The 26670-nt window shown below is 70.9% G+C and carries 26 protein-coding genes and 1 pseudogene; 15 read left to right on the forward strand and 12 right to left on the reverse strand.

From position 1 onward, the window contains the following. Nucleotides 1–49: 49 nt before the first annotated feature. The 8 genes from ACWGI8_RS00580 to ACWGI8_RS00615 all read left to right on the forward strand — a co-directional run bounded on the left by ACWGI8_RS00580 (nt 50) and on the right by ACWGI8_RS00615 (nt 5683). Nucleotides 50–994: a hypothetical protein gene (locus tag ACWGI8_RS00580; protein ID WP_453657231.1), complete on the forward strand. Its 945-nt coding sequence runs from the start codon at nt 50–52 to the stop codon at nt 992–994. Beyond that, the gene (locus tag ACWGI8_RS00585) at nt 991–1209 is read left to right on the forward strand and encodes a (2Fe-2S)-binding protein (protein WP_453657233.1); all 219 of its coding nucleotides are present in this window, start codon (nt 991–993) and stop codon (nt 1207–1209) included. The genes ACWGI8_RS00580 and ACWGI8_RS00585 overlap by 4 nt, the downstream gene beginning before the upstream one ends. After that, complete coding sequence (locus ACWGI8_RS00590; RefSeq protein WP_453657235.1) at nt 1196–2173, forward strand: acetylxylan esterase; 978 nt, start codon at nt 1196–1198, stop codon at nt 2171–2173. Before ACWGI8_RS00585 ends, ACWGI8_RS00590 begins: the two co-directional genes overlap by 14 nt. After that, nucleotides 2170–3141 carry a hypothetical protein gene (locus ACWGI8_RS00595; RefSeq protein WP_453657237.1) on the forward strand — a complete coding sequence of 324 codons (972 nt, stop codon included), beginning with the start codon at nt 2170–2172 and terminating at the stop codon, nt 3139–3141. Before ACWGI8_RS00590 ends, ACWGI8_RS00595 begins: the two co-directional genes overlap by 4 nt. Further along, nucleotides 3138–3794, forward strand: a complete 657-nt coding sequence (locus tag ACWGI8_RS00600) for an MOSC domain-containing protein (RefSeq protein ID WP_453657239.1) — start codon at nt 3138–3140, stop codon at nt 3792–3794. Before ACWGI8_RS00595 ends, ACWGI8_RS00600 begins: the two co-directional genes overlap by 4 nt. Next, a complete protein-coding gene (locus tag ACWGI8_RS00605; protein ID WP_453657241.1) occupies nt 3791–4453 on the forward strand; it encodes a hypothetical protein in 663 nt (220 codons plus the stop codon). Before ACWGI8_RS00600 ends, ACWGI8_RS00605 begins: the two co-directional genes overlap by 4 nt. An 80-nt stretch (nt 4454–4533) precedes the next feature. Then, nucleotides 4534–5217 (forward strand): HAD family hydrolase, encoded by a 684-nt coding sequence (locus ACWGI8_RS00610; RefSeq protein WP_453657295.1) that lies wholly within the window; start codon nt 4534–4536, stop codon nt 5215–5217. Beyond that, nucleotides 5201–5683 (forward strand): CYTH domain-containing protein, encoded by a 483-nt coding sequence (locus tag ACWGI8_RS00615; RefSeq protein WP_453657243.1) that lies wholly within the window; start codon nt 5201–5203, stop codon nt 5681–5683. Before ACWGI8_RS00610 ends, ACWGI8_RS00615 begins: the two co-directional genes overlap by 17 nt. 188 nt (nt 5684–5871) lie before the next feature. Here the strand turns inward: ACWGI8_RS00615 and ACWGI8_RS00620 are convergent, their stop codons facing one another. Further along, the gene (locus ACWGI8_RS00620) at nt 5872–6246 is read right to left on the reverse strand and encodes a nuclear transport factor 2 family protein (protein ID WP_453657245.1); all 375 of its coding nucleotides are present in this window, start codon (nt 6244–6246) and stop codon (nt 5872–5874) included. A gap of 160 nt (nt 6247–6406) precedes the next feature. Here ACWGI8_RS00620 and ACWGI8_RS00625 point away from each other — a divergent pair, with 160 nt between their 5' ends. Both ACWGI8_RS00625 and ACWGI8_RS00630 read left to right on the forward strand, forming a co-directional pair. After that, nucleotides 6407–8206, forward strand: a complete 1800-nt coding sequence (locus tag ACWGI8_RS00625; protein WP_453657297.1) for a prolyl oligopeptidase family serine peptidase — start codon at nt 6407–6409, stop codon at nt 8204–8206. Between the two features lie 145 nt (nt 8207–8351). Further along, the gene (locus ACWGI8_RS00630; protein WP_453657247.1) at nt 8352–9101 is read left to right on the forward strand and encodes an SURF1 family protein; all 750 of its coding nucleotides are present in this window, start codon (nt 8352–8354) and stop codon (nt 9099–9101) included. Nucleotides 9102–9480: 379 nt separating this feature from the next. Here the strand turns inward: ACWGI8_RS00630 and ACWGI8_RS00635 are convergent, their stop codons facing one another. The 6 genes from ACWGI8_RS00635 to ACWGI8_RS00660 all read right to left on the reverse strand — a co-directional run bounded on the left by ACWGI8_RS00635 (nt 9481) and on the right by ACWGI8_RS00660 (nt 15794). Next, nucleotides 9481–10818 carry a hypothetical protein gene (locus ACWGI8_RS00635; protein ID WP_453657249.1) on the reverse strand — a complete coding sequence of 446 codons (1338 nt, stop codon included), beginning with the start codon at nt 10816–10818 and terminating at the stop codon, nt 9481–9483. After that, nucleotides 10815–11594 carry a SigE family RNA polymerase sigma factor gene (locus tag ACWGI8_RS00640; RefSeq protein ID WP_453657251.1) on the reverse strand — a complete coding sequence of 260 codons (780 nt, stop codon included), beginning with the start codon at nt 11592–11594 and terminating at the stop codon, nt 10815–10817. The genes ACWGI8_RS00635 and ACWGI8_RS00640 overlap by 4 nt, the downstream gene beginning before the upstream one ends. Before the next feature lie 277 nt (nt 11595–11871). Next, nucleotides 11872–12921, reverse strand: coding sequence for an aspartate-semialdehyde dehydrogenase (locus ACWGI8_RS00645; protein ID WP_453657253.1), 1050 nt, complete (start codon nt 12919–12921; stop codon nt 11872–11874). A gap of 31 nt (nt 12922–12952) precedes the next feature. Beyond that, entirely contained in the window at nt 12953–14233 is a 1281-nt protein-coding gene (locus ACWGI8_RS00650) for an aspartate kinase (protein WP_453657255.1), read from the reverse strand. 224 nt (nt 14234–14457) lie between these two features. Then, complete coding sequence (locus ACWGI8_RS00655) at nt 14458–14727, reverse strand: hypothetical protein (RefSeq protein WP_453657257.1); 270 nt, start codon at nt 14725–14727, stop codon at nt 14458–14460. Then, complete coding sequence (locus ACWGI8_RS00660) at nt 14727–15794, reverse strand: YncE family protein (protein WP_453657259.1); 1068 nt, start codon at nt 15792–15794, stop codon at nt 14727–14729. Before ACWGI8_RS00660 ends, ACWGI8_RS00655 begins: the two co-directional genes overlap by 1 nt. 146 nt (nt 15795–15940) lie before the next feature. Between ACWGI8_RS00660 and ACWGI8_RS00665 the strand changes: the two genes are divergently transcribed. Next, entirely contained in the window at nt 15941–16870 is a 930-nt protein-coding gene (locus ACWGI8_RS00665; protein ID WP_453657299.1) for a LysR family transcriptional regulator, read from the forward strand. 42 nt (nt 16871–16912) lie between these two features. On the opposite strand, the gene ACWGI8_RS00670 is transcribed toward ACWGI8_RS00665, so the two are convergent. The 3 genes from ACWGI8_RS00670 to ACWGI8_RS00680 all read right to left on the reverse strand — a co-directional run bounded on the left by ACWGI8_RS00670 (nt 16913) and on the right by ACWGI8_RS00680 (nt 18718). After that, a complete protein-coding gene (locus ACWGI8_RS00670) occupies nt 16913–17581 on the reverse strand; it encodes a DUF5063 domain-containing protein (protein WP_453657261.1) in 669 nt (222 codons plus the stop codon). Beyond that, on the reverse strand, nt 17574–18173 hold the full coding sequence (recR, locus tag ACWGI8_RS00675; RefSeq protein ID WP_351571506.1) for a recombination mediator RecR: 600 nt from the start codon (nt 18171–18173) through the stop codon (nt 17574–17576). Before recR ends, ACWGI8_RS00670 begins: the two co-directional genes overlap by 8 nt. A gap of 200 nt (nt 18174–18373) precedes the next feature. Then, nucleotides 18374–18718: a YbaB/EbfC family nucleoid-associated protein gene (locus ACWGI8_RS00680; protein WP_453657263.1), complete on the reverse strand. Its 345-nt coding sequence runs from the start codon at nt 18716–18718 to the stop codon at nt 18374–18376. Nucleotides 18719–19015: 297 nt separating this feature from the next. On the opposite strand from ACWGI8_RS00680, the gene ACWGI8_RS00685 reads away from it, so the two are divergent. Next, the gene (locus ACWGI8_RS00685) at nt 19016–19759 is read left to right on the forward strand and encodes an SLATT domain-containing protein (RefSeq protein WP_453657265.1); all 744 of its coding nucleotides are present in this window, start codon (nt 19016–19018) and stop codon (nt 19757–19759) included. 133 nt (nt 19760–19892) lie between these two features. On the opposite strand, the gene ACWGI8_RS00690 is transcribed toward ACWGI8_RS00685, so the two are convergent. Beyond that, nucleotides 19893–23384, reverse strand: a complete 3492-nt coding sequence (locus ACWGI8_RS00690; protein WP_453657267.1) for a hypothetical protein — start codon at nt 23382–23384, stop codon at nt 19893–19895. Nucleotides 23385–23762: 378 nt separating this feature from the next. Here ACWGI8_RS00690 and ACWGI8_RS00695 point away from each other — a divergent pair, with 378 nt between their 5' ends. The 3 genes and pseudogenes from ACWGI8_RS00695 to ACWGI8_RS00705 form a co-directional block, all read left to right on the forward strand. Beyond that, complete coding sequence (locus ACWGI8_RS00695; protein ID WP_453657269.1) at nt 23763–24959, forward strand: helix-turn-helix domain-containing protein; 1197 nt, start codon at nt 23763–23765, stop codon at nt 24957–24959. Between the two features lie 446 nt (nt 24960–25405). Next, nucleotides 25406–25762 carry a hypothetical protein gene (locus ACWGI8_RS00700; RefSeq protein ID WP_453657271.1) on the forward strand — a complete coding sequence of 119 codons (357 nt, stop codon included), beginning with the start codon at nt 25406–25408 and terminating at the stop codon, nt 25760–25762. Beyond that, nucleotides 25750–26051, forward strand: a pseudogene (locus tag ACWGI8_RS00705) (tyrosine-type recombinase/integrase); the annotation flags it as partial. The gene ACWGI8_RS00700 and the pseudogene ACWGI8_RS00705, both read left to right, overlap by 13 nt. A 372-nt stretch (nt 26052–26423) precedes the next feature. Here the strand turns inward: ACWGI8_RS00705 and ACWGI8_RS00710 are convergent. After that, nucleotides 26424–26669 carry a DUF2283 domain-containing protein gene (locus tag ACWGI8_RS00710; RefSeq protein WP_453657273.1) on the reverse strand — a complete coding sequence of 82 codons (246 nt, stop codon included), beginning with the start codon at nt 26667–26669 and terminating at the stop codon, nt 26424–26426. Between the last annotated feature and the right edge of the window lies 1 nt (nt 26670).

A 26670-nucleotide genomic window follows, 5' to 3' on the forward strand; every position in this document is an offset into this window, starting at 1 on the left:
CCGAGGGGTCCATCGGAAAGCAGTGGAAGCGAATTCGAGGAGCACAGCGATGGGGACGACGGGGAACCCCGGCGAGCGCGCGCACGACATACCGCAGGACCTTCTGGCGGCCGTCACCCGCTCGCCGGTCAAGGCACGGCTGTTCGGCGCGGACACCTACCTGCGGGAGGCGGCCTGGACCTTCGGCGACCACGTGGACGACATGCTGGGCGTCACCCTGTGCGTCCTCAAGCCGGACACCGCCGTCGGGCGCCGCTACCGGACGGCCCTGGAGGCGCTGCGGGACCACGGTTTCCACCCGGTCGACGTGCTGCGCCTGCGGCACAACCGGCTGACGATCCGTGAAACCTGGCGCTTCCAGCTGAACTTCGCCGACCGCGAGCGGATCGCCACCATGGACCTGTACCTGCGGTCCCTGGACAGCGTCCTGCTCGTGCTGCGGGACGAACGCCACCGGCCCGGCGACATCCCGGCGTCCGTCCGGCTCGCCTCCCTCAAGGGCCCGGCCATCGCCGAGCTGCGCCGCCCGGAGCACCTGCGCGAGCGGCTCGGGGCGCTCAACGGCCTGTTCAACTTCGTGCACACCGCCGATGAGCCCATCGACGTCCTGCGCGACCTCGGACTGCTGCTGGAGCAGGGGCGCCGCGAACAGGTGCGGGAGCGGATCCTCGTACGCCACGACGCGCGCGAGGAGGCGGAGCAGATCTTCGACGCGATCGAGGGCGAGACGGAACCGCACGACCTCGACCCGGAACAGAGCTGGCTGCGGCTCACGAAGTCCGGCGCACCCGTCGGCGAGGCGGCCCGCGCGAGGGCGGCGGGGCGGACCGTCACCGCCGCCGAACTGCTCCGCGCCGCGCACCACCCCGACGCGGATCCCGGCGATCTGTGGGACCTGCTGTCCGTCCTCACCGCGACCGTGCGGTTCAACACCCCGGGCGTCGAGCGCATCTTCCCCAACGTCCTGCTCAGCGCCTGGCAGGAGGAGCGGTGAGCGCCCCCAACGTCTGCGTCTGCTACCACGTCGCCGAGGACGTGATCGTCGACTGGATCCGGCGCGGCGTCACCACGGCGGACGGCCTCGGCGAGCGCTGCGGTGCCGGGCAGGGCTGCGGCGACTGCCGCGAGATGCTCGACGAGCTCATCGAGGACTTCGCCGACGAGGCCGGCAGCGATCCGGTGCAGGCGGTGCCCGGTGCCCGGCACTGACGAGCGGCCCGCGCCGTTCTGGCGCGCCACCCTGGAAGAGGCTGCGGCCGTCCCCCTCGACACGGTGGCGGTGGAGGAGCCCACCCCGCTGCCCCGCACCTCGGTGTACGACCTCTCCTTCGCCGGCGCCCACGGCCACCGGATCAGCGGCTGGCTCATCCTGCCGCGCGACAGCGCCGGCCCGCTCCCGTGCGTCGTGCAGTACCTGGGGTACGGCGAGGGCCGCGGTCACGCCCTGGACCGGCTGCTGTGGCCCGCCCTGGGCTACGCCACGCTGGTCGTCGACACCCGCGGCCAGAGCGGCGCCGGCGGCAGGCGGGGCGCCACCCCGGACCCGGTCGGCCTCACCCATCCGCAGACCCCCGGCTTCACGACCCGCGGCGTCCTGGACCCCCGGTCGTACTACTACCGGGACGCGTACGTCGACGCCGTACGGGCCGTGGCGGCCGCCGCCGCCCATCCCGCCGTCGACCCCGCACGCATCGCGACCGCCGGGTGCAGCCAGGGCGGCCAGCTCGCCCTGGCGGCGGCCGTCCTGAGCCCACTGGTCGCCGCCGCGCTGGTGGAGTCGCCGTTCCTGTCCGCCGTCACCGACCTGGCACGGCTGCCCGACCGGCAGCCGTACCGGGAACTGCTGCGCTTCGCCGAGTCCTACCCGGACCTCGCCCCGCGCGCCCTGCGGACGCTGGGGCTCTTCGACGTCGCCGAACTGGCCGCGTACGGGCGCTGCCCGGCGCTGTTCTCCGTGGCGGGCCGGGACGGCCGGTGCGCACCGGAGACCGGATACGCCGCGCATGCCCGCTACCCGGCCGAGAAGCGGCTCCTGACCTGGCCGCTGGCCGAACACGCCGCCCCCAACACGCCGTTGCGGCTGGCCGAGGCGGAGTTCCTCGCAGACATCTTCGCCCGGCCGCCGGCCACGGCCCGTACGCCCGCCTTCTGGCAGGAAGGACACGACACATGAGACTGCTGCGCTCCGACAGCCCGCCGGTCGACCGGCTGACCGAGGTCGGCGCCGGGATCCGCGAGGCGGTCACCTGGTCGGACGAGAAGGCCGATCTGTACGCGGTCGACCAGTACTTCCGCGAGGCGTGCTGGACCTTCGGCGACATCGTTCCCCGGATGCTCGGCGTCGCGCTGTGCATGCTCAAGCCCGAGGCAACGGCCGGGCGCAGGCTGCTGCCCGCGCTGCGCATCCTGCGGGAGGCGGGCTTCCGCCCCGTCGACGCGGTGCGTTTCCGGCACGACCGGATGACGATCCGCGAGATCTGGCGCTATCAGTTCAACATCGCCTCCCGCGAGCGGATCGAGGCGATGGACGTCATCCTGCCCAGCACCGACACCGTGGCGCTGGTGCTCAAGGACGAGCGGTGGACACCGGGCGCCGTGCCCGCGGCGGTACGGCTCAACGCGCTCAAGGGACCGGCCGACCCGCTGCTGCGCGGCCCGCAGCACCTGCGCCACCGGCTCGGCGTCGTCAACGGCCTCTTCAACTTCACGCACATCTCGGACGAGCCGGCCGACGTGCTCCGCGAGATCGCGGTGATCTGCGACGAGCCCCGGCGCGAGCTGATGCGGCAGCGCATCCTGGACGAACACGACGCCCGTCCCGAGGTCCTCGGCATCTTCCAGGACCTCGAACGCCTGCACCCCGAGCACGACTTCGACCTGGAGGCCAGCCGGCGGCGGCTCGCGGCCGCCCCCGGCCTCCTCGGCGAGCCGGCCGGCCGTGGTGCGCACGGCGCGCAGCCGTCGCTGGACGAGATGCTGGCGCTCACCCGCGCCACGCCGGTGGACAGCCCGTACCGCTGGGACCTGCTGACCGTGGTGACGCATCTGCTGACGGAGATGAACGTGCCCGGGGTGGCGCCCACCGTGCCGAACGTCACGGAGGCCTGGCGGCCGGGCCACGGGGACGGGGCCGCCTCGTGACCGCCGTACTGTCCACCGTCAACCTCGGCGTCGAGCGCACCGGCCCCTGGACGGACGTCGGCCGCAGCGGGATCGACAAGCGCCCGGTCGGCCACCGCGTGATGGCCCGGACCTGGGGCCTGGAGGGCGATCTGATCGCCAACCCGAAGGTGCACGGCGGCCCGGACAAGGCCGTCTACGCCTTCGCCCGCGAGGACGCCGTGTTCTGGGAGCGGGAACTGGGGCGCGAGGTCGGGCCCGGCAACTTCGGCGAGAACTTCTCCACCCTCGGCCTCGACATCACCGGGGCCGAGGTCGGCGAGCAATGGGCCATCGGGGACGCCGTGTTCGAGGTGATCAGGGCCCGTAAGCCGTGCCGCGTCTTCGCCGGCTTCTGGGACGTACCGGACCTGGTCAAGCACTTCATCGCACACGGGGCGCCCGGCGCGTACCTCCGCGTGCTGAAGGAGGGCACCGTCGGCGCGGGCGACCCGGTCGAGATCATCAGGCGCCCCGGCCACGGCGTCACCATCGGGCTGATGCTGCGGGCCCTGACCACGGAGCGGCATCTGCTGCCGCGCTTCCTCGACGCCCCCGAGATGCTCCCCAAGCACCATGAAAAGGCCCGCCGGTGGCTGGCCACGCAACAAGAGACGGAGAGTGTGACGCGATGACGACCGACACGCAGCCGCTGATCGACCCGGCCCGGCTGGCCGCCCTGGACTGGAGCGACATGCCGGCCCTGCACCGTCCCATGGAGGAGCTGCTCGAAGAGCTGGTGTCCTCCCCGACCTGGCTGAACGACGCCTTCGACCATGTGCTGCGCACGCCGGAGCTCCTCAACCAGTGCGAGCGGCTGCAGGAGCTCGACCGTGTCGTCCTCGTCAACGACAAGGCCAGCGACGTACGGATCCGGCTGCACGTCTTCACCGGCAGCGACTTCGACCGCCCCCACAACCACCGGTGGAGCTTCGGCAGCCGCATCCTGCACGGCAGCTACCAGCACCACCTCTTCGGCGACTACGAGGATCTGGACACCAGCACGCGCATCGGCGCCCCGGCCCTGGTCCGCGACGAGGTCGCCGGGTCCGGCTACGTCATCCGGCACACGATGGTCCACACGGTCAGCTCGGAGCCCGGGACCACGTCGCTGATCGTCCGCGGGCCGTCGGAGAAGGACCGCTTCGTGGTGATGAACCGCGACACCGGCGAGGCGTGGTGGCAGTACGGCCAGAAGGCCGAGAAGCCGGATGACCAGGCCAAGCGCCGGCTGGGCGCGGAGCGGGTCGAGGAGATCCGGCAGCTGCTGATCAGCCAGGGCTGCATCCGTTGACCGGGATCGCGGCCGGGAACGGGAACACTGCCGGGAACGGGAACGGGGTCACTGCCGGGAACGCGACCGAGCCGGTCGAACTGGTCATCTTCGACTGCGACGGCGTGCTCGTCGACAGCGAGCCCATCGCCGTACGGACGCATGTCGCGCTCGGCGCCGAGCTGGGCTGGCCGCTGACCGAGGCCGAGGTCATGGAGCGCTTCGTGGGCCGCTCCACCACCTCCATCGGCGAGCAGATCGCCGAGCGGGTCGGCTCCGACACCGCGCGCATCTGGGACGAGCGCTTCCGGGAGATGCACGCGCGGGCGGTGGACACCGGCCTGAAGGCCGTCAGCGGCATCGCGGAGGCCCTCGACAGCCTGGAGGTCCTCGGTTTCGGGCCGCAGCGGCGGTGCATCGCCTCCAGCGGCAGCCACGAGAAGATGCGCCACACCCTGGGCCGGGTCGGACTGTACGACCGCTTCGAGGGCCGGATCTTCAGCGCCCACGAGGTCGAGCGCGGCAAGCCCGCCCCGGACCTCTTCCTGCACGCCGCCCGCTCCCTGGGCGTCGACCCGGCGCGCTGCGCGGTCGTCGAGGACAGCCGCTTCGGCATCCAGGCCGCCGCGGCCGCCGGAATGCGCGGCTTCGGGTACGCGGGCGGTCTGACCCCGGCCGAGTGGCTGACGGGTCCCGGGACGGTGGTCTTCACCGACATGCGGGAACTGCCGGCTCTGCTCTCGGCGCACCGGACGGAGAGGGCGGGACATGCCGCAGGAGATTGAGCGCAAGTACCTGCTGGACGGCTTCACCCCGCCGCCCGGCGCGGTGGTGGAGCCCATCGAGCAGGGCTACCTCGCGGTCAGCCCGAGCGGCACCGAGGTCCGCCTGCGCCGTATCGCCGGCCAGTGCATCCTCGGCGTCAAGCACCGCACCGGGTCGATGTCGCGTACCGAGGTGGAATGCCCGCTGACGGAGGCGGAGTTCGAGGAGCTGTGGCCGGCGACGGCCGGCGCCCGGCTGGTGAAGACCCGCTACACCGTGCCGCTGGGCGACACGGTGGCGTACGTGGACGTCTACGCGGAGTCCCTGGCGGGCCTGCACACGGCCGAGGTCGAATTCCCCTCGGAAGGGGCGGCCGAGGACTTCACCCCGCCCTCCTGGTTCGGCCCGGAGATCACCGGTGCCACGCCCTACAAGAACCGCGTCCTGGCGACCGAGGGCCTCCCGCCGTCCCCGGCCGGGCACTGAAGGCCCGTGCCCGGCCGGGCGCTGAAGGCCCGTGCCCGGCCGGGCGCTGAAGGCCCGTGCCCGGGCGGGCGGTGAAGGCCCGTGCCCGGCCGGGCGCTGAAGGCCCGTGCCGGGGCGGGCGCCGTCCCGACGGTGCCCGCCCCGGGCCGGCCCGGCGCGCGGCGGCGGGCTCGGACATCCGCCGCGCCTCAGTAACGCTCGACCAGGTGCTCGCGTCCCGCCGGAGGCTCGTACGGCTCGGGCCAGAAGTCGGTCACGGTGCTGATCCGGCCCTCCGCGTCGGCCGTGAAGAAGTTGATCGCGTGCATCTCCTCGAGGCCGGCCGTGACGTGTATCCAGGTCACGGCCCCCTCCTCGTCGGCGACGACGCGCTGGACGCGGACGTGCCAGTCGCCCGGATACTCCTGGTTGAACCGGAGATAGGTCTCTTTGCCGCGGATCCGCTCACGGGTCTGCGGCAGGTCGTAGACCACGTCCTCGGCGAGAGTCGCTGCGAAGGCCTGCCAGTCGCGGGCCTCCGCCGAGGACCAGTACGTCTCAACTGTCTTGCGCAGTGCAGTCATACGGGGGAGTGTCCACCTCGCCACTGACACTCCGGCCGTGACCTGCTTCGTCGCCGGTTATCCACAGGCTGCGGACGGCGCGAACGGATTGTGGGCGGAGCGGCGCAGAATGGTGGGCATGACTGAGATCACCGAATCCACGGCGCCGGACCCTGCGGACATGGCGACGGACATGCCGGCGGTCGCGCCGACGGGCATGCCGGCCTGGGAGCAGCGGTTCCGCGCGCCCCGCGTCTCGCTGCCCGACTGGGCGGAGGACGCCCCGCACCGCTCGCTCTTCGTGTCGAACGCGACGGGGACCTACGAGCTGTACGCATGGGACCGCGCGACCGGCGAGCAGCGCCAGGTGACCGACCGGCCGAACGGGACGACGGACGGGATACTGACGCCCGACGGCGAGTGGATCTGGTGGTTCTCGGACAAGGACGGGGACGAGTTCGGGGTCTGGATGCGACAGCCCTTCGGCGGCGGGGCGGACGAGCCCGCGGCGCCCGGCCTCGACGCCTCGTACGGGGCGGGGCTGGCCCTCGGGCGGGACGGCACGGCGGTGGTGGGCCGCTCCACGGACGAGGAAGGTACGACGATCCATGTCGTACGGCCCGGGGCGGACCCGGTCGAGATCTACCGGCACCGGGAGTCGGCCGGCGTCGGCGATCTCTCGCACGACGGGACGCTGATCGCGATCGAGCACACCGAGCACGGCGACGCGATGCACTCGGCGCTGCGTGTCGTACGGCTGGACGGCGCGAAGGTGTCCGAGCTGGACGACACCAAGGGCGGCTCGGTGGAGCTGGGCCTGGAGGTGCTCGGCTTCGCGCCGGTGGACGGGGACACCCGGCTGCTGGTGGGCCACCAGCGGCGGGGCCGCTGGGAGCCGATGCTGTGGGACGTGGCGTCCGGCGAGGAGACCGACCTGGCGATCGAGCTTCCGGGCGATGTGAGTGCCGAGTGGTATCCGGACGGCTCGGCCCTGCTGATCGCGCACAGCTTCGAGGCACGCAGCGAGCTGTGGCGCTTCGACCCGGCGACACGCGAGCTGTCCCGGGTGGAGACCCCCGCGGGTACGGTCTCGGGCGCCACAGCCCGGCCGGACGGCACGGTGGAGTACCTGTGGTCGTCCGCCGCGCACCCGCCGAAGGTCCGCTCCACGGCGGGCCGCGAGGTGCTGGACCCGCCGGGGCTGACGGCGCCCGGATCGGTCGGGGTCGAGGACGTGTGGGTGGACGGGCCCGGGGGCCGTATCCACGCACTGGTGCAGCGGCCGGAGGGAGAGGGGCCGTTCCCGACGGTCTTCGAGATCCACGGCGGCCCGACCTGGCACGACAGCGATGCGTTCGCGGCCGGGCCGGCGGCCTGGGTGGACCACGGCTATGCGGTGGTGCGGGTCAACTACCGGGGATCGACCGGATACGGGCGGGAGTGGACGGACGCGCTCAAGCACCGCGTCGGGCTGATCGAGCTGGAGGACGTCGAGGCGGTCCGGGAGTGGTCCGTGTCCTCCGGCCTCGCCGACCCGGCGAAGCTGATCCTGGCGGGCGGCTCGTGGGGCGGCTATCTGACGCTGCTCGGGCTCGGTACACAGCCCGAGGCGTGGGCGCTCGGCCTGGCCGCGGTGCCGGTCGCGGACTACGTGACGGCGTACCACGACGAGATGGAGGCCCTGAAGGCGATGGACCGCACCCTGCTGGGCGGTACGCCGGAGGAGGTCCCGGAGCGGTTCGCGGCGTCGTCGCCGCTGACGTATGTGGACGCGGTGCGGGCGCCGGTCTACATCTCGGCCGGCGTCAACGACCCGCGCTGCCCCATCCGCCAGGTCGAGAACTATGTGGACCGCCTCGAGGCCCGTGGCGCCGTCCACGAGGTGTACCGGTACGACGCGGGCCACGGCTCGCTGGTGGTGGAGGAGCGGATCAAGCAGGTGCGGCTCGAGCTGGCCTTTGCCGAGAGGCATCTGAAGTAGGCACGACACGCCGGGCATCAGCAGCGGCGGAACCGGGACCAGGCCCTGGACAGGGACGGGGACGGGACCTGGACCAGTACCAGAACCAGGACCAGGACCGGGCCCCGGGAGAGGGGGGAAAGGGGGCGTTCCGTACCGTGGAGGGGTGTACCGGTTCCTGCTGACGCCCCGCTGGTGGGGGATCAATGTCTTCGTCGTGCTGGCGATCCCCTTCTGCATCTTCATGGGGACATGGCAGCTCGGCCGGTTCGAGGACCGCGTCGACACGCACCAGGCCGCCGAGCGGCGCCCGGCCGCGGGCGAGCAGGCCGTCGCACCGCTCGACGAGCTGCTGCCCGTCGACAAGAACACCTCGGGCCGGCACGCGACGGCGAGCGGGCGGTACGGGGAGCAGTTCCTCGTACAGGACCGGGAGCTGGACGGCAGGCGCGGGTCGTATGTGCTGACGCTTCTGCGCACCGACGGCGGCAAGGCTCTGCCGGTCGTACGGGGCTGGCTGCCCGCCGGGGCGAAGGCCCCGGCGGCGCCCGCCGGTGAGGTCACCGTCACCGGTGCGCTGCAGGCTTCCGAGACGCAGGGCACCGACGGTGTGCACGCCGGGGGCGGGCTGCCGAGCGGCCAGCTCGGCATGATCAGCGCGGCGTCGCTGGTCAACCTGGTGCCGGACGACGTGTACGACGCCTGGATCACGCTCACCACCGCGTCGGACGGGCTGCGGCCGGTACCGGCCGCAGCGCCGGAGGGCAGCGGGCTCGACCTCAAGGCGTTCCAGAACCTCGGCTACACGCTGGAGTGGTTCGCCTTCGCGGGCTTCGTGCTGTTCATGTGGTTCCGCTTCGTGCGGCGCGAGGCGGAAGCCGCGAAGGACGCGGCGCTCGGCCTCGACCCGGCGTAACGCACGGCGTTCCGGGGTCCCAGCTCCGGGGTCCCAGGTCCGGGGTCGGGGTCCGGAATCCCAGGTCCAGGGTCCGGGTGGGGCCGACCGACGCCGGCACCCATGACAATCCCCTGCTAGGTCCTGTCCGGGTGATCTTCGAGGACCAGGCCGCGGCGTCGGATGCATGCGACCCCCTGGGGCCGAGGGGACGCATCGCAAGACGGTGGGGGCACCTCCCAGGGGAGATCGCCCTCGTACTGGGTGTACTTGGGCGACTCCGACAACGCAGCGAGGTGCCGTAGCTGGGGGTACTCCCCCTGGCTCCGCCGGGGGCACCCCCACCCAGGCGAAGCTCTGGGGGAGCGTCGCGGGCCCGACAAGATCGCCCGGACAGGGCCTAGGCCGCGGGCAGGGCGCCGGTGCGGTAGATCGTGCCCGCGCAGGCCTTCGGGATCGTTGTCTCGGCGTTCGGGCCGCCCGGCTCGGGGGTGTGGGTCACCGTGATGCTGCCGTCCGCCGTGGTACCGCCGTCGTCGGCGACGAGCTGGGGTTCGGTGCCGGCCGCTGTCGTGCCGTCGGTCGTGCCCGACGAGCCGCCGTCCGAGGGCGAGGGGTCGGGTGAGGCGCCGCTCGTGGGGCAGGTCTCCGCGGGCACGAAGGCGAACTTCACCTCGTACGCCGTCTCCGGCTTGAGGACCACCGTGGCCGCCTCCTGGGACGGATCGGGCAGTCCGCTCGCGGCGTCGCCCGTCGTGTGCGTCACCACACTGATCTTGGCCGGGTCGGCCGCGCCCACGGCCTGGAAGGCGACCGCACCGGCCCCGTTGACCGCACAGTCGGTGCCGGAGACGTTGGCGATGCGGAACGTGCCGTACACCTTGCCGTCCGGATCAGGTGCGCCGGTCTGTGCCGAGCCTGCGAGCTGAGTCGCTGCGCAGGTGGGCGTCGAGGCGTCGGCGCTGCCCGTCGGGTCGGCCGTGCCGGCCGTCGAGCCGCCCGTGGTGCCGGTGCCCGGCGACTGCGGCTTCTCCGACGGGTCGGGTGCGCCGGGGGTGCTGGGCTGCTGCCCCGGGGAGCTGCCGTTCATACGCTCCCCGCCGTCCTCGCCCTCCTCGGTGCCGGTTCCGCCCTGGGCCTGCTCACCGTGGCCGGCGTTGATGGTCTGGTCGTCGGAGAGCCCTCCGGAGTTCGCGACGTGGACGAACGCCGGGACCGCTGTGCCGAGAAGGACCACCGAGGCCGCCAGCCCGACGAGGGCCTGGCGCTTGCGGGCACGGCGCGCGGGCACCGCCCGGCGCAGATGATCGAGGGCGCCTTCGGTCGGCGCGAGGTCCCCGACGGCGCCGTGGAGCATCCGCCGCAGGGCCAGCTCCTCCTGACCGAGCTCCTCCTGACCGAGTTCCCCCTGACCGAGGTCTCCCCCATCGAGGCCTCCCGGGCCCAGGGAGTCCCGCCCCAGCACCTTCGCGAAGAGGGCGTCCGGACCGCCGGGACCGGCGGTGCGGGGCGTCTCACCTCCGAGCCCGTGGTCGTCCATTCCGTTCCGCGGCCCGTCGTTCACAATTCCGTTTCCAGTCCGGTCGTCCAACGGCCCGTCCGGCCCGTACAGCTCAGTGGTGTGCTTCTCGTCGTACGCATCGCCGGAGGCGAGGCCGTCCGGCCCGCGCTCCGGTCCGTGGCCGTACTGCGGCTCGCGCTCCGGTCCGTGCTCCTGCCCGTGTTCGTGCCTGCTCATGCCGTCGCCCCCATGGCGACACGCAGCGCCGCGATGCCCCGCGAGCCGTACGCCTTCACCGAGCCCAGCGATATGCCCAGCGTCTCGGCGACCTGAGCCTCCGTCATGTCCGCGAAGTAGCGGAGCACGAGCACCTCTCGCTGGCGCCGCTGGAGCCCGCGCATCGCCTTGATCAGCGCGTCCCGCTCCAGCTGGTCGTACGCGCCCTCCTCGGCGCTCGCCATGTCCGGCATCGGCTTGGAGAGCAGCTTCAGCCCGAGGATCCGGCGGCGCAGCGCGGACCGCGACAGATTGACGACCGTCTGCCGGAGGTAGGCGAGGGTCTTCTCCGGGTCGCGGACGCGGTTGCGCGCCGAGTGAACGCGGATGAAGGCCTCCTGGACGACGTCCTCGCAGGAGGCGGTGTCGTCGAGCAGCAGCGCCGCGAGTCCGAGCAGCGACCGGTAGTGGGCGCGATAGGTCTCGGTGAGGTGATCGACAGTGGTCCCCGCCGCCATGGTGTCGTCAGCGCCCTCACGCTGCGACGGAATGCGGCCTGGGCGCGCTGCGGGCATGGGAGCGATCACCGGCATCCCGCCGACGGGACGCCGGGAGGCACGGGAAGGGCGGGTCGGCCGGAGCGGGCGCACCGAAGCACCGCGGACCGGGACGACGCCCGCACTCCGCACCGGGAGCACGCCGGCGCCCCGGGTCGGGAGCATGCCCGTACCCCGGACCGGGACCACGGCTGTGCCGCGGACCGGGACCACCGCTGTGATGTCGAGTACCTCTGCCACGCCTGTTGGACACGCTTCCCCCCGTCAGGGTTGTACGCGCACACCACCGCTTTTGACGATGCACCGTATGCCCTCATGCGCACCAGCTCTTCCCCAATGCCCCATTTGTCGCGGCACCGTGAAGGGGCGACCGCAAAGACGCTTCCCGCCCAGTAACCGGTTGCACGATGGCGGGAAATCATCGTCGAACATGCCATCACCCCAGTTCAAGTGGTCCATACCAGGGACTTGCTCACAGGGTGTTCACAGATCCTATAAAGATCTATGACAACTCGGCTCAGAATTCCCTGGCGATGGCCTCGGCGATCTGAGCGGTGTTCAGCGCGGCACCCTTGCGGAGGTTGTCGCCGCACACGAAGAGTTCGAGTGCGCGGCTGTCGTCCATGGACCGCCGGACCCGTCCCACCCACGTCGGGTCGGTGCCCACCACGTCGGCGGGCGTGGGGAATTCGCCCTCCGCGGGGTCGTCGAAAAGCACCACTCCGGGCGAGGTCGCCAGGATCTCGTGGGCCCGTCCGACGGAGACCTCGTGCTCGAAGCGGGCGTGCACGGAGACCGAGTGCGTTGTGACGACCGGCACACGGACGCACGTCGCGGAGACCCGCAGTTCGGGCAGGTCCAGGATCTTGCGGGTCTCGGCCCGGATGGCGAGCTCCTCGGAGGACCAGCCGTCCTCCGCGAGCGATCCGGCCCAGGGCACCACGTTGAGCGCCATGGGTGCGGCGAAGGGGCCGGTGTCGTCGCCGACGGCACGGCGTACGTCACCGGGGTTCGTCCCCAGCTCCGTGCCCGCGACCAGGGAGAGCTGGGACCGCAGCGCCTCGACGCCGCCGTGCCCGGCCCCGCTGGCCGCCTGGTACGTGGAGACCACCAACTCGTCGACGCAGAACTCGGCATGCAGCGCGCCCACCGTGACGATCATGGCCAGGGTGGTGCAGCAGGGGCTCGCGACGATGCCGCGCGGGCGCACCCGTACGGAATGGGGGTTGATCTCGGGCACGACGAGGGGAACGTCCGGGTCCAGCCGGAAAGCGGCTGAATTGTCCACGACCACCGCACCCTTGGCGGCGGCGATCGGCGCCCAGTGGGCGGCCACCTCGGCGGGCACCAGGAACAGCGCGACGTCGACACCCGTAAGCGCTTCCTCGGAGAGCGCGACGACCTCGGTCTCCTCGCCGCGTACGGCCAGCTTGCGGCCGGCCGGACGCGACGAGGCGACAAGGCGTATCTCGCCCCAGATGTCCGCGTGCTGGGACAGGATCTGGAGCATCACCGCACCGACGGCCCCGGTCGCGCCGACGACCGCGAGCGTCGGCTTGCGGTTCATCGCGCGACCGCCGGGGTGCGGCGCCCGGCGGTCACCGGCCGGTGCCTCCGTAGACGACAGCCTCGTCGGAGTCACTGTCCAGGCCGAAGGCGGTGTGGACGGCCTGGACGGCCTCCTTGACGTCGTCCGCGCGCGTGACGACCGAGATACGGATCTCGGAGGTCGAGATCAGCTCGATGTTCACGCCCGCGTCGGACAGCGCCTCGAAGAACGAGGCGGTGACGCCCGGGTTCGTCTTCATGCCGGCGCCGACCAGCGAGATCTTCCCGATCTGGTCGTCGTAGCGCAGCGACTCGAAGCCGATGGCGCTCTTGGTCTTCTCCAGCGCGTCGATCGCCTTGCGGCCCTCGGTCTTCGGAAGGGTGAAGGAGATGTCCGTGAGACCGGTCGCGGCGGCCGAGACGTTCTGCACGACCATGTCGATGTTGATCTCGTTGTCCGCGATGGTCCGGAAGATCGCGGCGGCCTCACCCGGCTTGTCGGGCACGCCGACGACGGTGATCTTCGCCTCGGAGGTGTCGTGGGCGACACCGGAGATGATGGCCTGCTCCACCTTGCGGGCTCCCTGTTCGGAGTGTGGTTCGTTGCTGACCCAGGTGCCCCGCAGCCCCGAGAAGGACGACCGGACGTGGATCGGGATGTTGTAACGGCGTGCGTACTCGACGCAGCGGTGCAGCAGCACCTTGGAGCCGGAGCTGGCGAGCTCCAGCATGTCCTCGAACGAGATCCAGTCGATCTTGCGGGCCTTCTTCACGACCCGCGGGTCGGCGGTGAAGACACCGTCCACATCGGTGTAGATCTCACAGACCTCGGCGTCCAGCGCCGCGGCCAGCGCGACTGCGGTCGTGTCCGACCCGCCGCGGCCCAGAGTGGTGATGTCCTTCTTGTCCTGGGACACACCCTGGAAGCCGGCGACGATGGCGATGTTGCCCTCGTCCAGTGCCGTGCGGATCCGGCCCGGCGTGACATCGATGATGCGCGCTTTGTTGTGGACCGAGTCGGTGATGACGCCGGCCTGGCTGCCGGTGAACGACTGCGCCTCGTGGCCCAGGTTCTTGATCGCCATCGCCAGCAGGGCCATGGAGATCCGCTCTCCGGCGGTCAGCAGCATGTCGAACTCTCGCCCGGCAGGGATCGGGGATACCTGTTCGGCGAGATCGATCAACTCGTCCGTCGTGTCGCCCATCGCCGAGACCACGACGACCACCTGGTGGCCGTTCTTCTTGGCATCGACGATCCGCTTGGCGACGCGCTTGATGCCTTCGGCATCGGCAACGGAGGAACCTCCGTACTTCTGCACGACAAGGCCCACGTGCGCTCCTCGCTCAGTCTTTGCCGCAGTCATTACTGCGGTCGGCGTCAGTTTAACGAGCGAGCCGGGAACGCCCCCTATGTATCGCATCATGAGATGTCCCGCTCACGACGTGATCAACCGCGGAACGCCGTCGCAGAACCCCGCGGCGTCCGCGGACCCGGGGCGCTCCTGGCCGCTCGGCCGGACACCTGCCCCCTGACGCGCCGCGCAAGCCCGATGTGTCATCCCTCACGCTGATGCCCCACCACCACGCCGGTCCCCACGACCACGCCGGTCCCCACAGCCGCAGCGACCACGGCCCGCACGAAGTCGTGGCTCCGGCGGAGCGTGCGCGTCCTCGGATGGTCCTCGCCCAGTTCGCGCACACAGACCGCCATGGTCCCCTCATGGAGCGCGAGCGCCCGCTCCGGCTCGCGGTGGGCCGGACGGGCCATGGCGAGCACGCTCTGTGACGTCAGCGTCTCGGGGTGATACGGACCAACGATCTCCATCACTCCGCCGGGATTCGCGCCGGAATGTACGCCAGCCCGTGCGCCCCCGGCTCCCCCGCCCGCGCCACCTCCAGCGTGGTGACCACCCTCAGCCGCGCCAGGTCCACCACCGTGACCGTGCTCGACGAGACGTTGGCGACGTATCCGAAGGCCCCGTCCGGTGAAGAGGTGATCGTCAGCGGGAACGCGCCAGTAGGCACGCGGCCCAACTCCTTGTCGCCCCCGGGGACGTACACATGGAGCATGCCGCCCAGCTGCGTCCCGAGGGCCGATCCGGTCGGCGCGCTCATACGGAGCTCCCCCGCCAGCACCAAGCCGTCGGCTGTGGCGTGCACAGGGAAGACCGCGCCCTCGGTGCGCAGCGTACGGATGATCCGGCCGGTCTCGGTGTCGATGACCCGAACGCCCGCGTCCTTCACCGGCCCCGCGCCGAAGTCGCCCTTCGGGGCGGCCACGTACACCTGCCGGCCGTCGGGTGAGACGGCGATTCCCTCGCTGCCCGGTACCTCGATCCGTTCGAGCATCTCGCCCGATTCCAGGTCGACGACGGTGACATACGGCGCTTCCTTGTTGGCGGAGTAGCCGTACCGTCCGTCCGGGGTGATGGCGAACCAGTGCGGACCGGGGGCCAGTACCGGAATGCGGCGGACCGGCTTACGGGTGACGAGATCGAGAACCACGACTCCGCCCGGTACGTGCGGACCCCTTCCCCCGGCGCCCGCTCCGGCGCCCTCCCCTGCCCGCTCCTCCACGCTCACGTAGAGGAGGTCGTGCGCCGCGTCGAGGGCCAGGCCGTGCGGAGCGTGGTCCGGGGAGAGGTCGACGACGTCGATCAGGCGCCGGGTGTCCGGGTCGATGACCGCGAGTTCATGGGCGCGTCCGGAGTTGGCGTGGTAGTAGCCGGATCGGTACGTGATCGTGCAGTACAGCAGCCGGCGCGCCGCGTCGAAGCACAACTCGTGCGGCTCGCTGGGAAGTTCGAGGATGCCGAGCCGCTCGTACGTCCCGGCGTCGAAGAAGGTCACGGTCGGCCCGCTCTGGCTGACCACGGCAAGTGTGTCGTTCATGGCAACAGCCTTGCCCGGCCTCCTGGTTGACTCCAGTGCAACATCGGCAATGAATACTTGCGGCGTAGGCAATCCACCTGGTCGCCCCGGCCGCGGGCGGACCGCTCAGTGGCGGGGGTCACACCATCGAATCGCTCGACCTGAACCTGCTCGTCGCACTCGACGCGCTGCTGGAGGAGGAGAGCGTCACCGGCGCCGCCGCACGGCTGCATCTGTCCGCTCCCGCGATGAGCCGCACCCTCGGCCGTATCCGCGCGCGGCTCGGCGATCCGGTCCTCGTGCGGGCGGGCCGGGTGCTCGTGCCCACGCCCCGCGCCGTGGAGCTGCGCCCACGCGTACGGGCCGTGGTCGAGCAGGCCCGCGGTCTCCTCGTACCCGGACCGATCGCCGATCCGGCCGCGCTGACACGGCAGTTCACGGTGCAGGCGAGCGAGGTGGTGCTCGCGGGCCTCGGGGCGCGGCTGCTCTCGGCCGTCGCCGCGGAGGCGCCCGGCGTCACTCTGCGCTTTCTGCCGGAGAGTCTGGAAGGTACGGCCGCGATGCGCGACGGGCGGCTCGACCTGGAGATCGGGGCCATCGAGCACACCGACCCGGAGACCCTGGTGGAGCGGCTGGGCGAGGTGCGGCTGCTCGGAGCCGTACGCCCCGGGCACCCCCTGGTCCGTGACCGGGGCGGCGCCCGACGCCGCGTCTCCGCACGGGCCTTCGCCGCGGCCGGCCACATCGGGGTCTCCCGGCAGGGAAAGGTGCGCGGACCGGTCGACGAGCGGCTCTCGGAGCTGGGGCTGGAACGACGGGTCGTCACCGTCGTACCTGGGTACGCCGCCGCACTCTTCCTCTGCCGCGGAACCGATCTGGTCTGTCTCGCCCCGCCCGGCCCCGGCGACGACTGGCCCTCCGCCCTCGGCCTCCACGCCTTCGAGATTCCCCTGGACCTGCCGCCTGTCGTGCTCGGCATGGCCTGGCATCCGCGCAACGACGCGGATCCGGCCCATCAGTGGCTGCGGGAGCAGGTCCGCACAGCGGCAGCGGCACCCGCCGCCTCAGGCCCGCCCGGGCAGCACCTGGACACATGATCGCCCGGCGTTCGGGGGCCCTGGGCAGGGCCCCCGTACGGGTCAGCGCGGTGCGCGGACCCTCCCCAGCCCCAGCGGCCCCGCGATCTCCTCCACCATCACGCGCCCGGCCTCCTCCGCGAGGTCGTCCTCGGCGAGGTCCTCGTCCGTGTCCAGCCCGTCCAGCTCCTGCAGCGGCTGGTCGAGGCGGACATGCGCGACGAGGGACTGGAGGGCGCGCAGTGTCGCCGACGCCGTCGGGCCCCAGTTGGAGAAGTACGAGAACTGCCACCACCACAGCGCCTCGGTGGTGCGGCCCGCGCGGTAGTGGGCCAGGCCGTGGCCGAGGTCGGCGACGATGTCCGCGAGGTTGTCGGAGATCCGGCACGCGACCGGCGCCCTGCGCGGCTCGTACGGGTCGAAGACCTCGGAGAAGACGTCGATCGGGTCCAGCAGCCTCGCGAACCGCTCACGCAGCTCGTCCACTTCGAGATCCGGGCCGGTGTCCGTCTCGAACCGCTCCTCGGGGACGATGTCCTCGTGTGCGCCCAGCCGGCCGCCCGCGAGCAGCAGCTGCGAGACCTCCAGCAGGAGGAAGGGCACCGCACTGTCGGGCTCGTCGCCCTTCGCCACTTCCGTGGTGGCCACGATGAAGCTCTCGATCGAGTCGGCGATCTGGACCGAGAAGTCGTCGGGATCCTGGGTGGCGGAGTGGAGCGTTGCGTCAGACATCGAGAAGTCGTCTCCCCTCGAAGGCACGCCCGAGCGTGACCTCGTCGGCGTATTCCAGATCGCCGCCAACGGGAAGCCCGCTGGCGAGGCGCGTGACCTTCAGCCCCATGGGCTTGATCATGCGCGCCAGGTACGTGGCAGTGGCCTCGCCCTCGAGATTGGGGTCGGTCGCCAGGATCAGCTCGGTGACCGCGCCGTCGGCGAGCCGCGCGAGCAGCTCGCGGATGCGCAGGTCGTCCGGGCCGACGCCCTCGATCGGGCTGATCGCACCGCCGAGGACGTGGTAGCGCCCGCGGAACTCACGGGTCCGCTCGATCGCCACGACGTCCTTGGGCTCCTCGACGACACAGATGACCGCCGGGTCACGGCGTGCGTCCCGGCAGATGTTGCACTGCTCCTGCTGCGCGACGTTGCCGCACACGGCGCAGAAGCGGACCTTGTCCTTCACCTCGAGGAGTGCGTGGGCGAGGCGGCGGACGTCGGTCGGTTCGGCCTGGAGGATGTGGAAGGCGATCCGCTGCGCGCTCTTGGGACCGACGCCGGGCAGCCTGCCCAGTTCGTCGATGAGGTCCTGAACCACGCCTTCGTACAACGGAACGCCTCTCTGGGAATTGCTTCGATGGTTACGGTAGTTGGTCGGCCTTCGCCTTTGAAGGCTTGACGGCTCGAAAGGCCGCCCGGAGCGGCGGACCGGGACTCGGACCCGGACCCGGTCAGGATCCAGGGACCGGCCAGGCCCCGGTTCCAGGGACCCGGCCGGGGACCACCGGGTCTACCGGGCTCTACCGGGGTCTAGAAGGGCAGACCGGGGATTCCGCTGCCGCCTCCGAGCCCCTGGGCGAGCGGGCCGAGCTTCTGCTGCTGCAGCTGCTGCGCGTTCTCGCTCGCGGCCTGGACGGCGGCGACGACGAGATCGGCGAGGGTCTCGGTGTCCTCCGGGTCGACCGCCTTGGGGTCGATGACGAGCGCACGCAGCTCCCCGGAGCCGGTGACGGTCGCCCTCACGAGCCCGCCACCCGCCTGCCCCTCGACCTCGGTCGCCGCCAGCTCTTCCTGCGCCCGGGCGAGGTCCTGCTGCATCTTCTGGGCCTGCTGAAGCAACTGCTGCATATTGGGCTGGCCACCACCGGGAATCACGGTCACTCCTGGCATTTCGACGTCGGTTGTTCGGTAAACCGAGCCTACGTGGTCGTGGGGCGGCATGCCCCGCCCAGTCGGCACCAACTCTTTCGGGTGACTTCCGGGCGGGAACGACCGTCCCTCCTTTACCTGATCAAGACGCTCGTGCGGGCGGAAGTACCGGGATTTCGCCCCCACGGCCCACCATTCGGCGGTAGGAAGACCATGCGCACCGGTACCCACGCGCGCATCGCACGTCACGCAGGGTTAGCACGGTTACGTACGTAGTCACGCAGAGCGCAGAGGAGTGCCCCGGTGAGTCAGCCGGAGATGCAGCCTGGGGGGTCGGCCCGGGAGGAGGACGGGGTCCCGGTGAACGGGAGCGCCCCGCACCGTGACCTGGCCGGACGACCGTTCCCGCTCGGTGACTGGGGTGAGCCGGCGGAGCGCCTCGACGAGCTGTACCGCTGGGTGGAGGGGAACGCGCTGCGCACCGCGGACTGGTATCTGGCCGACCGCGTCCGCAAGCGCCGCGGCGCGCGGGTGCTGCGGGCCGGCACCGCCCTGGGCGTGATCGCGGGCGCGGCGCTCCCGCTGCTGGACCTGACGGGCCTGCTGGCGGGCGCGGCGGGCTGGGGCTATCTCTCGCTGCTGCTGGGCGCGGCGTGCGTGGCGTGCGACCGGTACTTCGGCCTGACCTCGGGCTGGATAAGGGACGTGGCGACGGCCCAGGCGGTGCAGCGCCGACTGCAGATCCTCCAGTTCGACTGGGCCTCGGAGAGCGTCCGCGAGGTCCTCGGCCCGACGGAGGGCACGGCGAGCGAGGCGGTGGAGCGGTGCCTGAGCGTGCTGCGCCGGTTCTCGGAGGACGTCACGGAGCTGGTCCGCGCCGAGACCACCGACTGGATGATCGAATTCCGCTCCGGCCCGGCACCCCTGCTGATGCAATCGGCGCCCTCCCCGCCCCGCCCCGACAACGGCCACCCCTCGGGCCGTTTCCCGCTCCCCCCGCCGACGCGGCCGAACATGCCGCGCCAGCGCCCGCCGGAGGCGCGCTGACACCGTCCGGGCGGGGCCCTGGACGGCTCGTGGCCGGGGCCCGGGCCCGCTGCTCGGCCGGCCGCCCCCGTGGAGCGGCCGGCTGATCAGCGAGCAGACGTACGGATCGGTCAGCGGCAGGTGTACGGATCGGTCAGCGGGCGACCATGGCCGTCGGCTTGCTGACGGCTGAGCCACTGTTGTGGCCGGTGCGGGCAGCGGTCACCTTGACGGTGATCCTCTTGCCGCTCTGTGCGGACTTGAGGACCAGCGTGGGCTGGGTCGCGCCGGTGATCGCCACGCCGTTCGCGTACCACTGATACGTGTACGAGGTCGGGACGGGTGTCCATGTGCCGCGATTCGCGGTGAGCGTGCGGCCCACCTTGGCCGTGCCCGTGATCGCCGGCAGCGTGGTGGCCTTCGGGGCCACTCCCCTGGCGACCGTGACTGCGGCGGTGGTCGCCGCGCCGTCGGCGTGCCCGGTGCGGCGTGCCGTGACGGTGACGGTGAGCTTCTTGCCCACGAGCGAGGCGGGCACCGTGTAGGTGGAGGCCGTGGCCCCCGCGACCGCCACGCCGTTGGCCCTCCACTGGTACGCGTACGACGTGGCCGCCGGCGACCAGGTACCGGGGACGGCGGTCACCTTCACGCCCACCTGGACGCTGCCGCTGATCCTCGGGGCGACGGTGGCCCTGGGCGCGACGCCCTTGGCGACCGTGACGGCCGCCGAGGTGGCCGCGACACTGCCGGACCCCGCGCGACCTGCGGTGACCGTCACAGTGAGCTTCTTGGCGAGAAGCGTCGCCGGGACCGTGTACGTGGCGGCCGTGGCCCCCGCGATCGCCTGGCCGTCGGCCTTCCACTGGTACGCGTACGAGTCGGGGGCGAGGCTCCACGTGCCGGTGGTGGCGGTGAGCTTGGCGCCCACCTGGGCCGCTCCCGTGATGGCCGGGGCCGACGTGTTCGTCAGCGTCGGGGCGGTGACGGTGAAGCTGCCCCGCGGGTACTGCCACCCGTTGTTGGTGAAAACGCTGATGCCATAGGTCCCCATCGGGACGCCGGTCAGATCGAGTACGGCGGTCAGGGTCTTCCGGTCGGGCGACACGGACGTGGTGGTGGACTCGATGTTCCTGCCCGACGCGGTGATCCGGACCTTGTCGTCCTTGTGCAGGACGGTGCCCGTGACGGTGAGCGTGGCCTTCGTGCCACTGGCACCGGTGGTCGGGCTCACCGTGCCCACGCTCTTCTCCTCGGGACCGCACGTGGCGTACCTGCAGACCAGTTCCACGCTGTATGCGGTCCCCGACGCCTTCTCGGGCAGGCCGAGCACCAGGATGCTCGGGCTGACGGTCGTCGAGTACGGCTCGGTCAGATAGCACTCGTAGCCGCCCGGGATGGACAGGTAGCAGCCGTTGTCCAGGCTGCTGTCGTACAGCGCGGGCACCGCGGTCTCGGTGCCGCCCGCGGTGTCGCTGATCTTGAAGTTGAAGCGGTCGCTGTACGCGGTGGGCAGCGCCGCGCACACGGCGGTCTTCTGCTCGGTCAGGGTGCCGGTGAACGGACCGTACCCGTAGCTCACGTTCGGGACCTTCGTGCACTCGGCCGCCGGGCCCGCGGCCGTGGCGATGCGCAGCGCGTCGAAGCGGTAGGAGGGGGCGGCCTTCAGGTTCGTCGGAACCGTGACGATGACCTGGTAGCTGGTCGAGCCGGTGACGGCGCAGGCCCTGTTGCGGTAGCCGCAGGCGGCCTTGCCGTTCGCGTCGTAGGCCAGGATGTTCGCGGTGCCGAGCGGGTCGCGGACGTCGAGGTGCAGGGCGTCCTTGGCGTCGGCAGTGGTCACCTGGCGGCAGACCAGCGTGCCCGGTGCGCCAAGGGTGCCGCCCGTTGAGGGCCCGCCCACAGCCGTCGCCGGATTGGCGGTGCAGCCCTTCGCGGTCGCCGTGACGTCGCGGCGGGTCAGGGTGTACGTGGCGGGGGTGTCGCGGCCGGTGACCAGCACCGTGTGCGCGACGCCCGGGGCGAGGGCGCAAGTGGTCCAGGTGGACAGCGAGGACCAGACGGAGCAGACCTTCTTCCCGGACGCGTCCAGCACCGAGAACTGGGCGGTGGACGTGCCGGAGACCGCCTGGAGCTGGAGGTTCTCCATCGCGCTGTGGCCGTCGGCCGGGATGCTCAGGCAGTGCGAGAAGACTCCGTCGCCGGTGCCGAGCCGTGCCGAGGGGCTCTCGGCGGTGAAGTCACCGGCCGGGAAGGCCTGGCAGTTGCTCGCCCCGTCCGTGCGATGCAGCGCGAAGCGGTACGTGCCGGTCGCCGGGTCGGTGTCGTCGGTGGAGACCAGGGCGCGGTACGGCGCCTTGCCGGTGAGCGCGCAGGTGCCTTCGGAGAGCGTGTCGTAGGTGCACCGCTGGACGCCGTCGGCGTCGACGACCGTCACGTCGGGGCGCGGTGCTGGCCCGTTCAGAGCCTTCAGAGCAGCCATCCGGGCGCTTTCGGGCAGCGGCAGGTTCAGGCAGTCGATCTCGCCCGCCTCGGTGAAGGTGCCCTGGTGGGTGCCGAGTTCGGCAGGCGCGCAGCCCGCGGTGGACGCACGGTCCAGGACGAGGGACGGATGCCCGGTGACCACGGTGTAGTCACCTGCCGCGGGCAGGGCGCAGTTCTCCCCGCTCTTGCAGACGGTCTTCCCGGCCTTGTCGTACACGGGGAGTGGGGACCGCCCACCGGACTGGACCTTGTACACGTCGTAGCGTCCGGCGGCCGGAGCGGAGAAGGTCTTGCAGTCGGCCGCCGGATCCACCTCAGTGGGTGCGGAGTTGTACGCGTTCACGGGGACGTGCGCGCAGCCGACCGGGTCGGACAGCCGGCGGACCTTGAGCGAGTACGCGGCGGGGAAGCCCCCGTCGGCACGGCTGACGTTGACGAGAACCCGGTACGGACCGTCGCCGGGCAGCACACAGCCGTCGCCGCCGTCCTCGTTGTAACGAGGGCAGATCTGCTCACCGGTCTCGTCGGTGATCCAGGTCCGGTGGCTCTCGCTGTACTCGGTGGTGCTGACGTCGACAGTGATCCGCTCACCGGGCTTCCCCGAGAACGGGTGGCACATGACCGCGACGGGACCGGACGCGAAACCGGTGGCGGGCGCGGAATCCCACGACGTACCGGTCTCCGTCTCGCAGTTGGCGGTGGAGGTGACGGGGAAGACGGCGACAGCGGCGTCCTGCGGAGCTGCGATCCCGGTGTTGGCGACCTTCAGGGTGAAGGCACCGGCACGCGGCAGCCGGCACCAGCCGCTGCCCCACGTCGGGTCGTCGCAGTCGAGCTGGTTCTCGCCGTCGTAGACCCAGGCGTACACACCGCCGGGCAGTTGGCCCATGACGCGGTGCATTCCGGGCTGCTCGGCGGTGAAGGTGAAGCAGGTCTCCCCCTGCTCGGGGATGGTCGCCTTGCCCACCGCGGCTCCCGGGTCGCCGAAGGAGGCGAGCGGCAGGGTGGCGCACTCGTCGGCGGCGGCAGGGGCTGCGGCCGCCGCGCCGCCGTCGGAGGCCCACGCGGCGCCCGTGGGCAACAGCATCGACAGCAGGACCGACAGTGCGAGCAGCAGTGCGGTGTACGGCGCGGATCTCGCGGTCGTACACGGGTGTTGAGGCATTCCGTTCCCCCCGGAGCGGTCACTTGACGTGCGAGTGCGCCGATGATCGCACACACGTCTGACACAAGACCTCCGCATATCCGCGCGCAGCGGGGGCTCGGGTGGAGTCGCCTCGGGCGATCATTCAGGGAGCAGGGGGCGGGGACTTCGAGATGCGGATCTCCGTGGTGATCAGACCCAGGTGTCAACGTTGATCGTCAATCTTGGACAGCTTCGCCGGAACGCCGTGGTCGACGGCTGACCGTTCGGCTTGGTGTGGTCAGGGGCATTGGGTGACCCGGTGCGATATCTGCGGTGGCCGTGGTGATCACTGCTCGGCCGATCCGGGGCCATGTGGTGGGGGTACCGTCTGAATGTTGCCGCAGAACGGAGTTCACCGTGCCGCAGAGCATCGAGGAGCACACGGGCGCTCGGATCGCCCGTATCCGGAAGCAGCGTGGCCTGACACAGCAGGGGCTGGCGATGCGGGCGCATGTCTCGAAGTCGCTGTTGTCAAAGGTGGAATGCGGGCAGAAGCCCGTCTCCCCGGCTCTTGTTGCTGCCTGCGCCCGCGCGCTGGGTGTTTCCACGTCCGACCTGTTGGGGCAGCCCTACGCCCAGGAGCTGCGCCGGGACCGGATGGACGCGTTGATCCAGCCGATCCGTGAAGGGCTGGAGAACTGGGACATTGCCCTCGACTGGGAGACGGTTCCTCGTCCGGCTGCCTTGATCCGGGCTGATGTTCAGCGCGCCTTGGTGCAGCGTCGCCAGGCGCAGTACACGGACATGGCGCGCGATCTGCCGGCGCTGATCGACGAGTCGGTGCAAGCCGTACACACCAGCACCGGGGAAGAGCAGCGGCTGGCCTACGAGTGCCTGGCGGGAACCTTCCGGTGTGTGTTCACCGTGACGTGGAACTTCGGCTATATCGACCTGGCGACCGTCGCGCTGGACCGTCTGGCGTGGACCACACCGCGCGTCGACGAGCCGGGCCTGGCCGCCATGCACGCCTACCTGCGCGCGCAGACCACGATGTCGTCCGGCCGCTATGACGTGGGCATCCAGGTGATCGACCGGGCCCTGCGCGACCTCAATGGTCAAGATGCGCGCCGCCCGGCAGGCGTTGAGGCGATGCGGGGCGTGATGCAGCTGCGGGCTGCGGTGATCGCGGGCCGGATGAAGGACCGGGACCATGCGGACGCCCGTCTGGCCGAGGCCCGCGCCCTCGCTCAGAACACGGGTGAACTGCCCGACTTCGGCGTCACCTGGGGGCCGACGAATGTCGGTGTGCACGCAGTAGCCATCGCCTCCGAAATGGACGACTTCGAGCGTGCGATCGAACTCGCCGAGACCGTACGCATTCCGCGCGGCTGGACCCGCTCCCGAGCTGGGCATCACTGGATGGACCTGGGCCGGGCCCATGCCTGGGCAGGCCACGCGGAGCAGGCGCTGGACTGCCTGTACCAGGCCCGGCGTATCGCGCCGCAGCAGACTCGCTATCACCCGATTGTGCGCGAGACCGTGCTGGCCCTGAGGCGGCAGGAGCGGACGCGCAGCAACTCGCTGGCGCAGTATGCGGAGTGGGTCGGGATATAGCAGATCCCGGGCAGGGATAGTTGCACCTCTTGGTGCAACTGGCCCGCATCGCCGGTCGGCAGGCTGACATCTCGTCAGGACCCCCGCGACCGGGCGAACGGTCCGGGGGCATGGCCAACGCTGACAAGGAGCGTCGACATGCCGCACTGTATCGTCCGCATCTTCGAGCCGCCGCTACGGCTGCTCTGGCCTGCGCTGGGCCGCCATCGCAGACCTGGTCACCGTTCTGCCGACCTCAACACGGAGGCGCTGACCGCACATCCGCCTCACAAATCGGCTGTCCCGGTGCTGTGTGGCAAAGAGGTCGGGCTGGTCCGCCCATACCTGGTCGCGCATGAGCGCGAGAAGGTGCAGAGGCGGCGGTCTCAACGTAGTGCGCTGTGTCTGGCAGTCCACGGTATCGACACCGGAACCCGACTGACCCACAGCGTGGAGGTGCGAGCCTGATGAACCTCACTAATCAGGCCCGTCTGCTCCCCTGGACCGGGCCGGAAGGAAAGCCGTGCTACCTCGCGGGCGACGGGGTCGGATACCTTTCACGACTCGCTGACAACATGGAGTCGGCCCAACTCGGCCTGGCCCGTGAACTCGTTCAGGAAGCGCAGCGCGTTCTGGACGGGCGCCAGTGGACACCCGGCGAACTGCACTTGTTGACAGTCGAGTTGACCGAGGCGCTGACGAACGTCCACCGGATCGCGCTCAGCCGAGGAGCACGCCTGCCCGCACCGGACTACGAAGACCTCGACGCGCCGGACAACGAGGACGACCGGCAAAACTCCCCACAACCCATCCAGCGCGGCTGACCTGCCTGTCGCGAACCCCGAACCGGGCCGGACTTCGCCGCATCCGCTTCCACGACCTCCGGCACTCGACCGCCACCCTCCTCCTGGAACAGGGCGTCGAACTCGTCGTGATCAAGGAATCCTCGGCCACGCCCACATCGGCGTCACTGCCACCGTCTACGCCCACGTTCGACTCCGCCTCCAGCGCAACGCCATCGACCTCCTCGGCCACGCGCTGGGCAACCTCCCCAAGGCCACCGGCGGGCCCGACGACTGCGACGACCCGCCGCTTTGTGCAGCACCTGTCCGCTGGCGTTGCCGTCAATTACTGCCGTCAGACACCCCAGAACACCACAGCCGCCCTCATCGGATTCATCTCCGATGAGGGCGCTATGCCGGGCAGCACCCTCAGGAATCCTCACCCGACGTCCTGTGCAATTCACCCGACAGTCTTCGTGCGGCCCATTCTGTAGAGACAATTGACACTATACCGTGATCTACAAACGGCATCCCAATCCTGGCTGATTACATTCCGGCAGATCACGAGCTAGCGATCCAATTGACTCCCGGAAGACACGTCAGGATTTCGGAATGACGCCCGACGACATCTCGAAAATTCGCAGGCCAAACCGGGAGGAAAGCTCCAAATCCGAGAAGTCGATTCGGAACCTGTTGGCGCCGTTCAGGCACCCTCTATGTCGAGTCGCTCCGCCTCGTCGAGCAAGTACTGAGGCAGCTTTGAACTGGCCGCCAGCACCTCGATACCAACGAGACACCCGTTCTCGTCGAAGTCGAGGTTGATCATACCCCCGACCTCGACCGGATCACATGGGTACATGCGTGCCACCTTCGGGCGCGCTTGCGGATCGGCGAAATAGACGTACGCCGCATTCGCCTTCTGATCGTATGTGACTCTGACGTCAGCCATG

This window comes from Streptomyces sp. NPDC054841 (assembly GCF_053611045.1).

What these genes read in the sequence shown, in the direction of transcription:
- ACWGI8_RS00580 (WP_453657231.1), top strand. Translation starts at nt 50, where the DNA reads ATGGGGACGACGGGGAACCCCGGCGAGCGCGCGCACGACATACCGCAG.
- ACWGI8_RS00595 (WP_453657237.1), top strand. Translation starts at nt 2,170, where the DNA reads ATGAGACTGCTGCGCTCCGACAGCCCGCCGGTCGACCGGCTGACCGAG.
- ACWGI8_RS00605 (WP_453657241.1), top strand. Translation starts at nt 3,791, where the DNA reads ATGACGACCGACACGCAGCCGCTGATCGACCCGGCCCGGCTGGCCGCC.
- ACWGI8_RS00615 (WP_453657243.1), top strand. Translation starts at nt 5,201, where the DNA reads ATGCCGCAGGAGATTGAGCGCAAGTACCTGCTGGACGGCTTCACCCCG.
- ACWGI8_RS00620 (WP_453657245.1), bottom strand. Translation starts at nt 6,246, where the DNA reads ATGACTGCACTGCGCAAGACAGTTGAGACGTACTGGTCCTCGGCGGAG.
- ACWGI8_RS00625 (WP_453657297.1), top strand. Translation starts at nt 6,407, where the DNA reads ATGGCGACGGACATGCCGGCGGTCGCGCCGACGGGCATGCCGGCCTGG.
- ACWGI8_RS00635 (WP_453657249.1), bottom strand. Translation starts at nt 10,818, where the DNA reads ATGAGCAGGCACGAACACGGGCAGGAGCACGGACCGGAGCGCGAGCCG.
- ACWGI8_RS00645 (WP_453657253.1), bottom strand. Translation starts at nt 12,921, where the DNA reads ATGAACCGCAAGCCGACGCTCGCGGTCGTCGGCGCGACCGGGGCCGTC.
- ACWGI8_RS00655 (WP_453657257.1), bottom strand. Translation starts at nt 14,727, where the DNA reads ATGGAGATCGTTGGTCCGTATCACCCCGAGACGCTGACGTCACAGAGC.
- ACWGI8_RS00660 (WP_453657259.1), bottom strand. Translation starts at nt 15,794, where the DNA reads ATGAACGACACACTTGCCGTGGTCAGCCAGAGCGGGCCGACCGTGACC.
- ACWGI8_RS00670 (WP_453657261.1), bottom strand. Translation starts at nt 17,581, where the DNA reads ATGTCTGACGCAACGCTCCACTCCGCCACCCAGGATCCCGACGACTTC.
- ACWGI8_RS00690 (WP_453657267.1), bottom strand. Translation starts at nt 23,384, where the DNA reads ATGCCTCAACACCCGTGTACGACCGCGAGATCCGCGCCGTACACCGCA.
- ACWGI8_RS00700 (WP_453657271.1), top strand. Translation starts at nt 25,406, where the DNA reads ATGAACCTCACTAATCAGGCCCGTCTGCTCCCCTGGACCGGGCCGGAA.
- ACWGI8_RS00710 (WP_453657273.1), bottom strand. Translation starts at nt 26,669, where the DNA reads ATGGCTGACGTCAGAGTCACATACGATCAGAAGGCGAATGCGGCGTAC.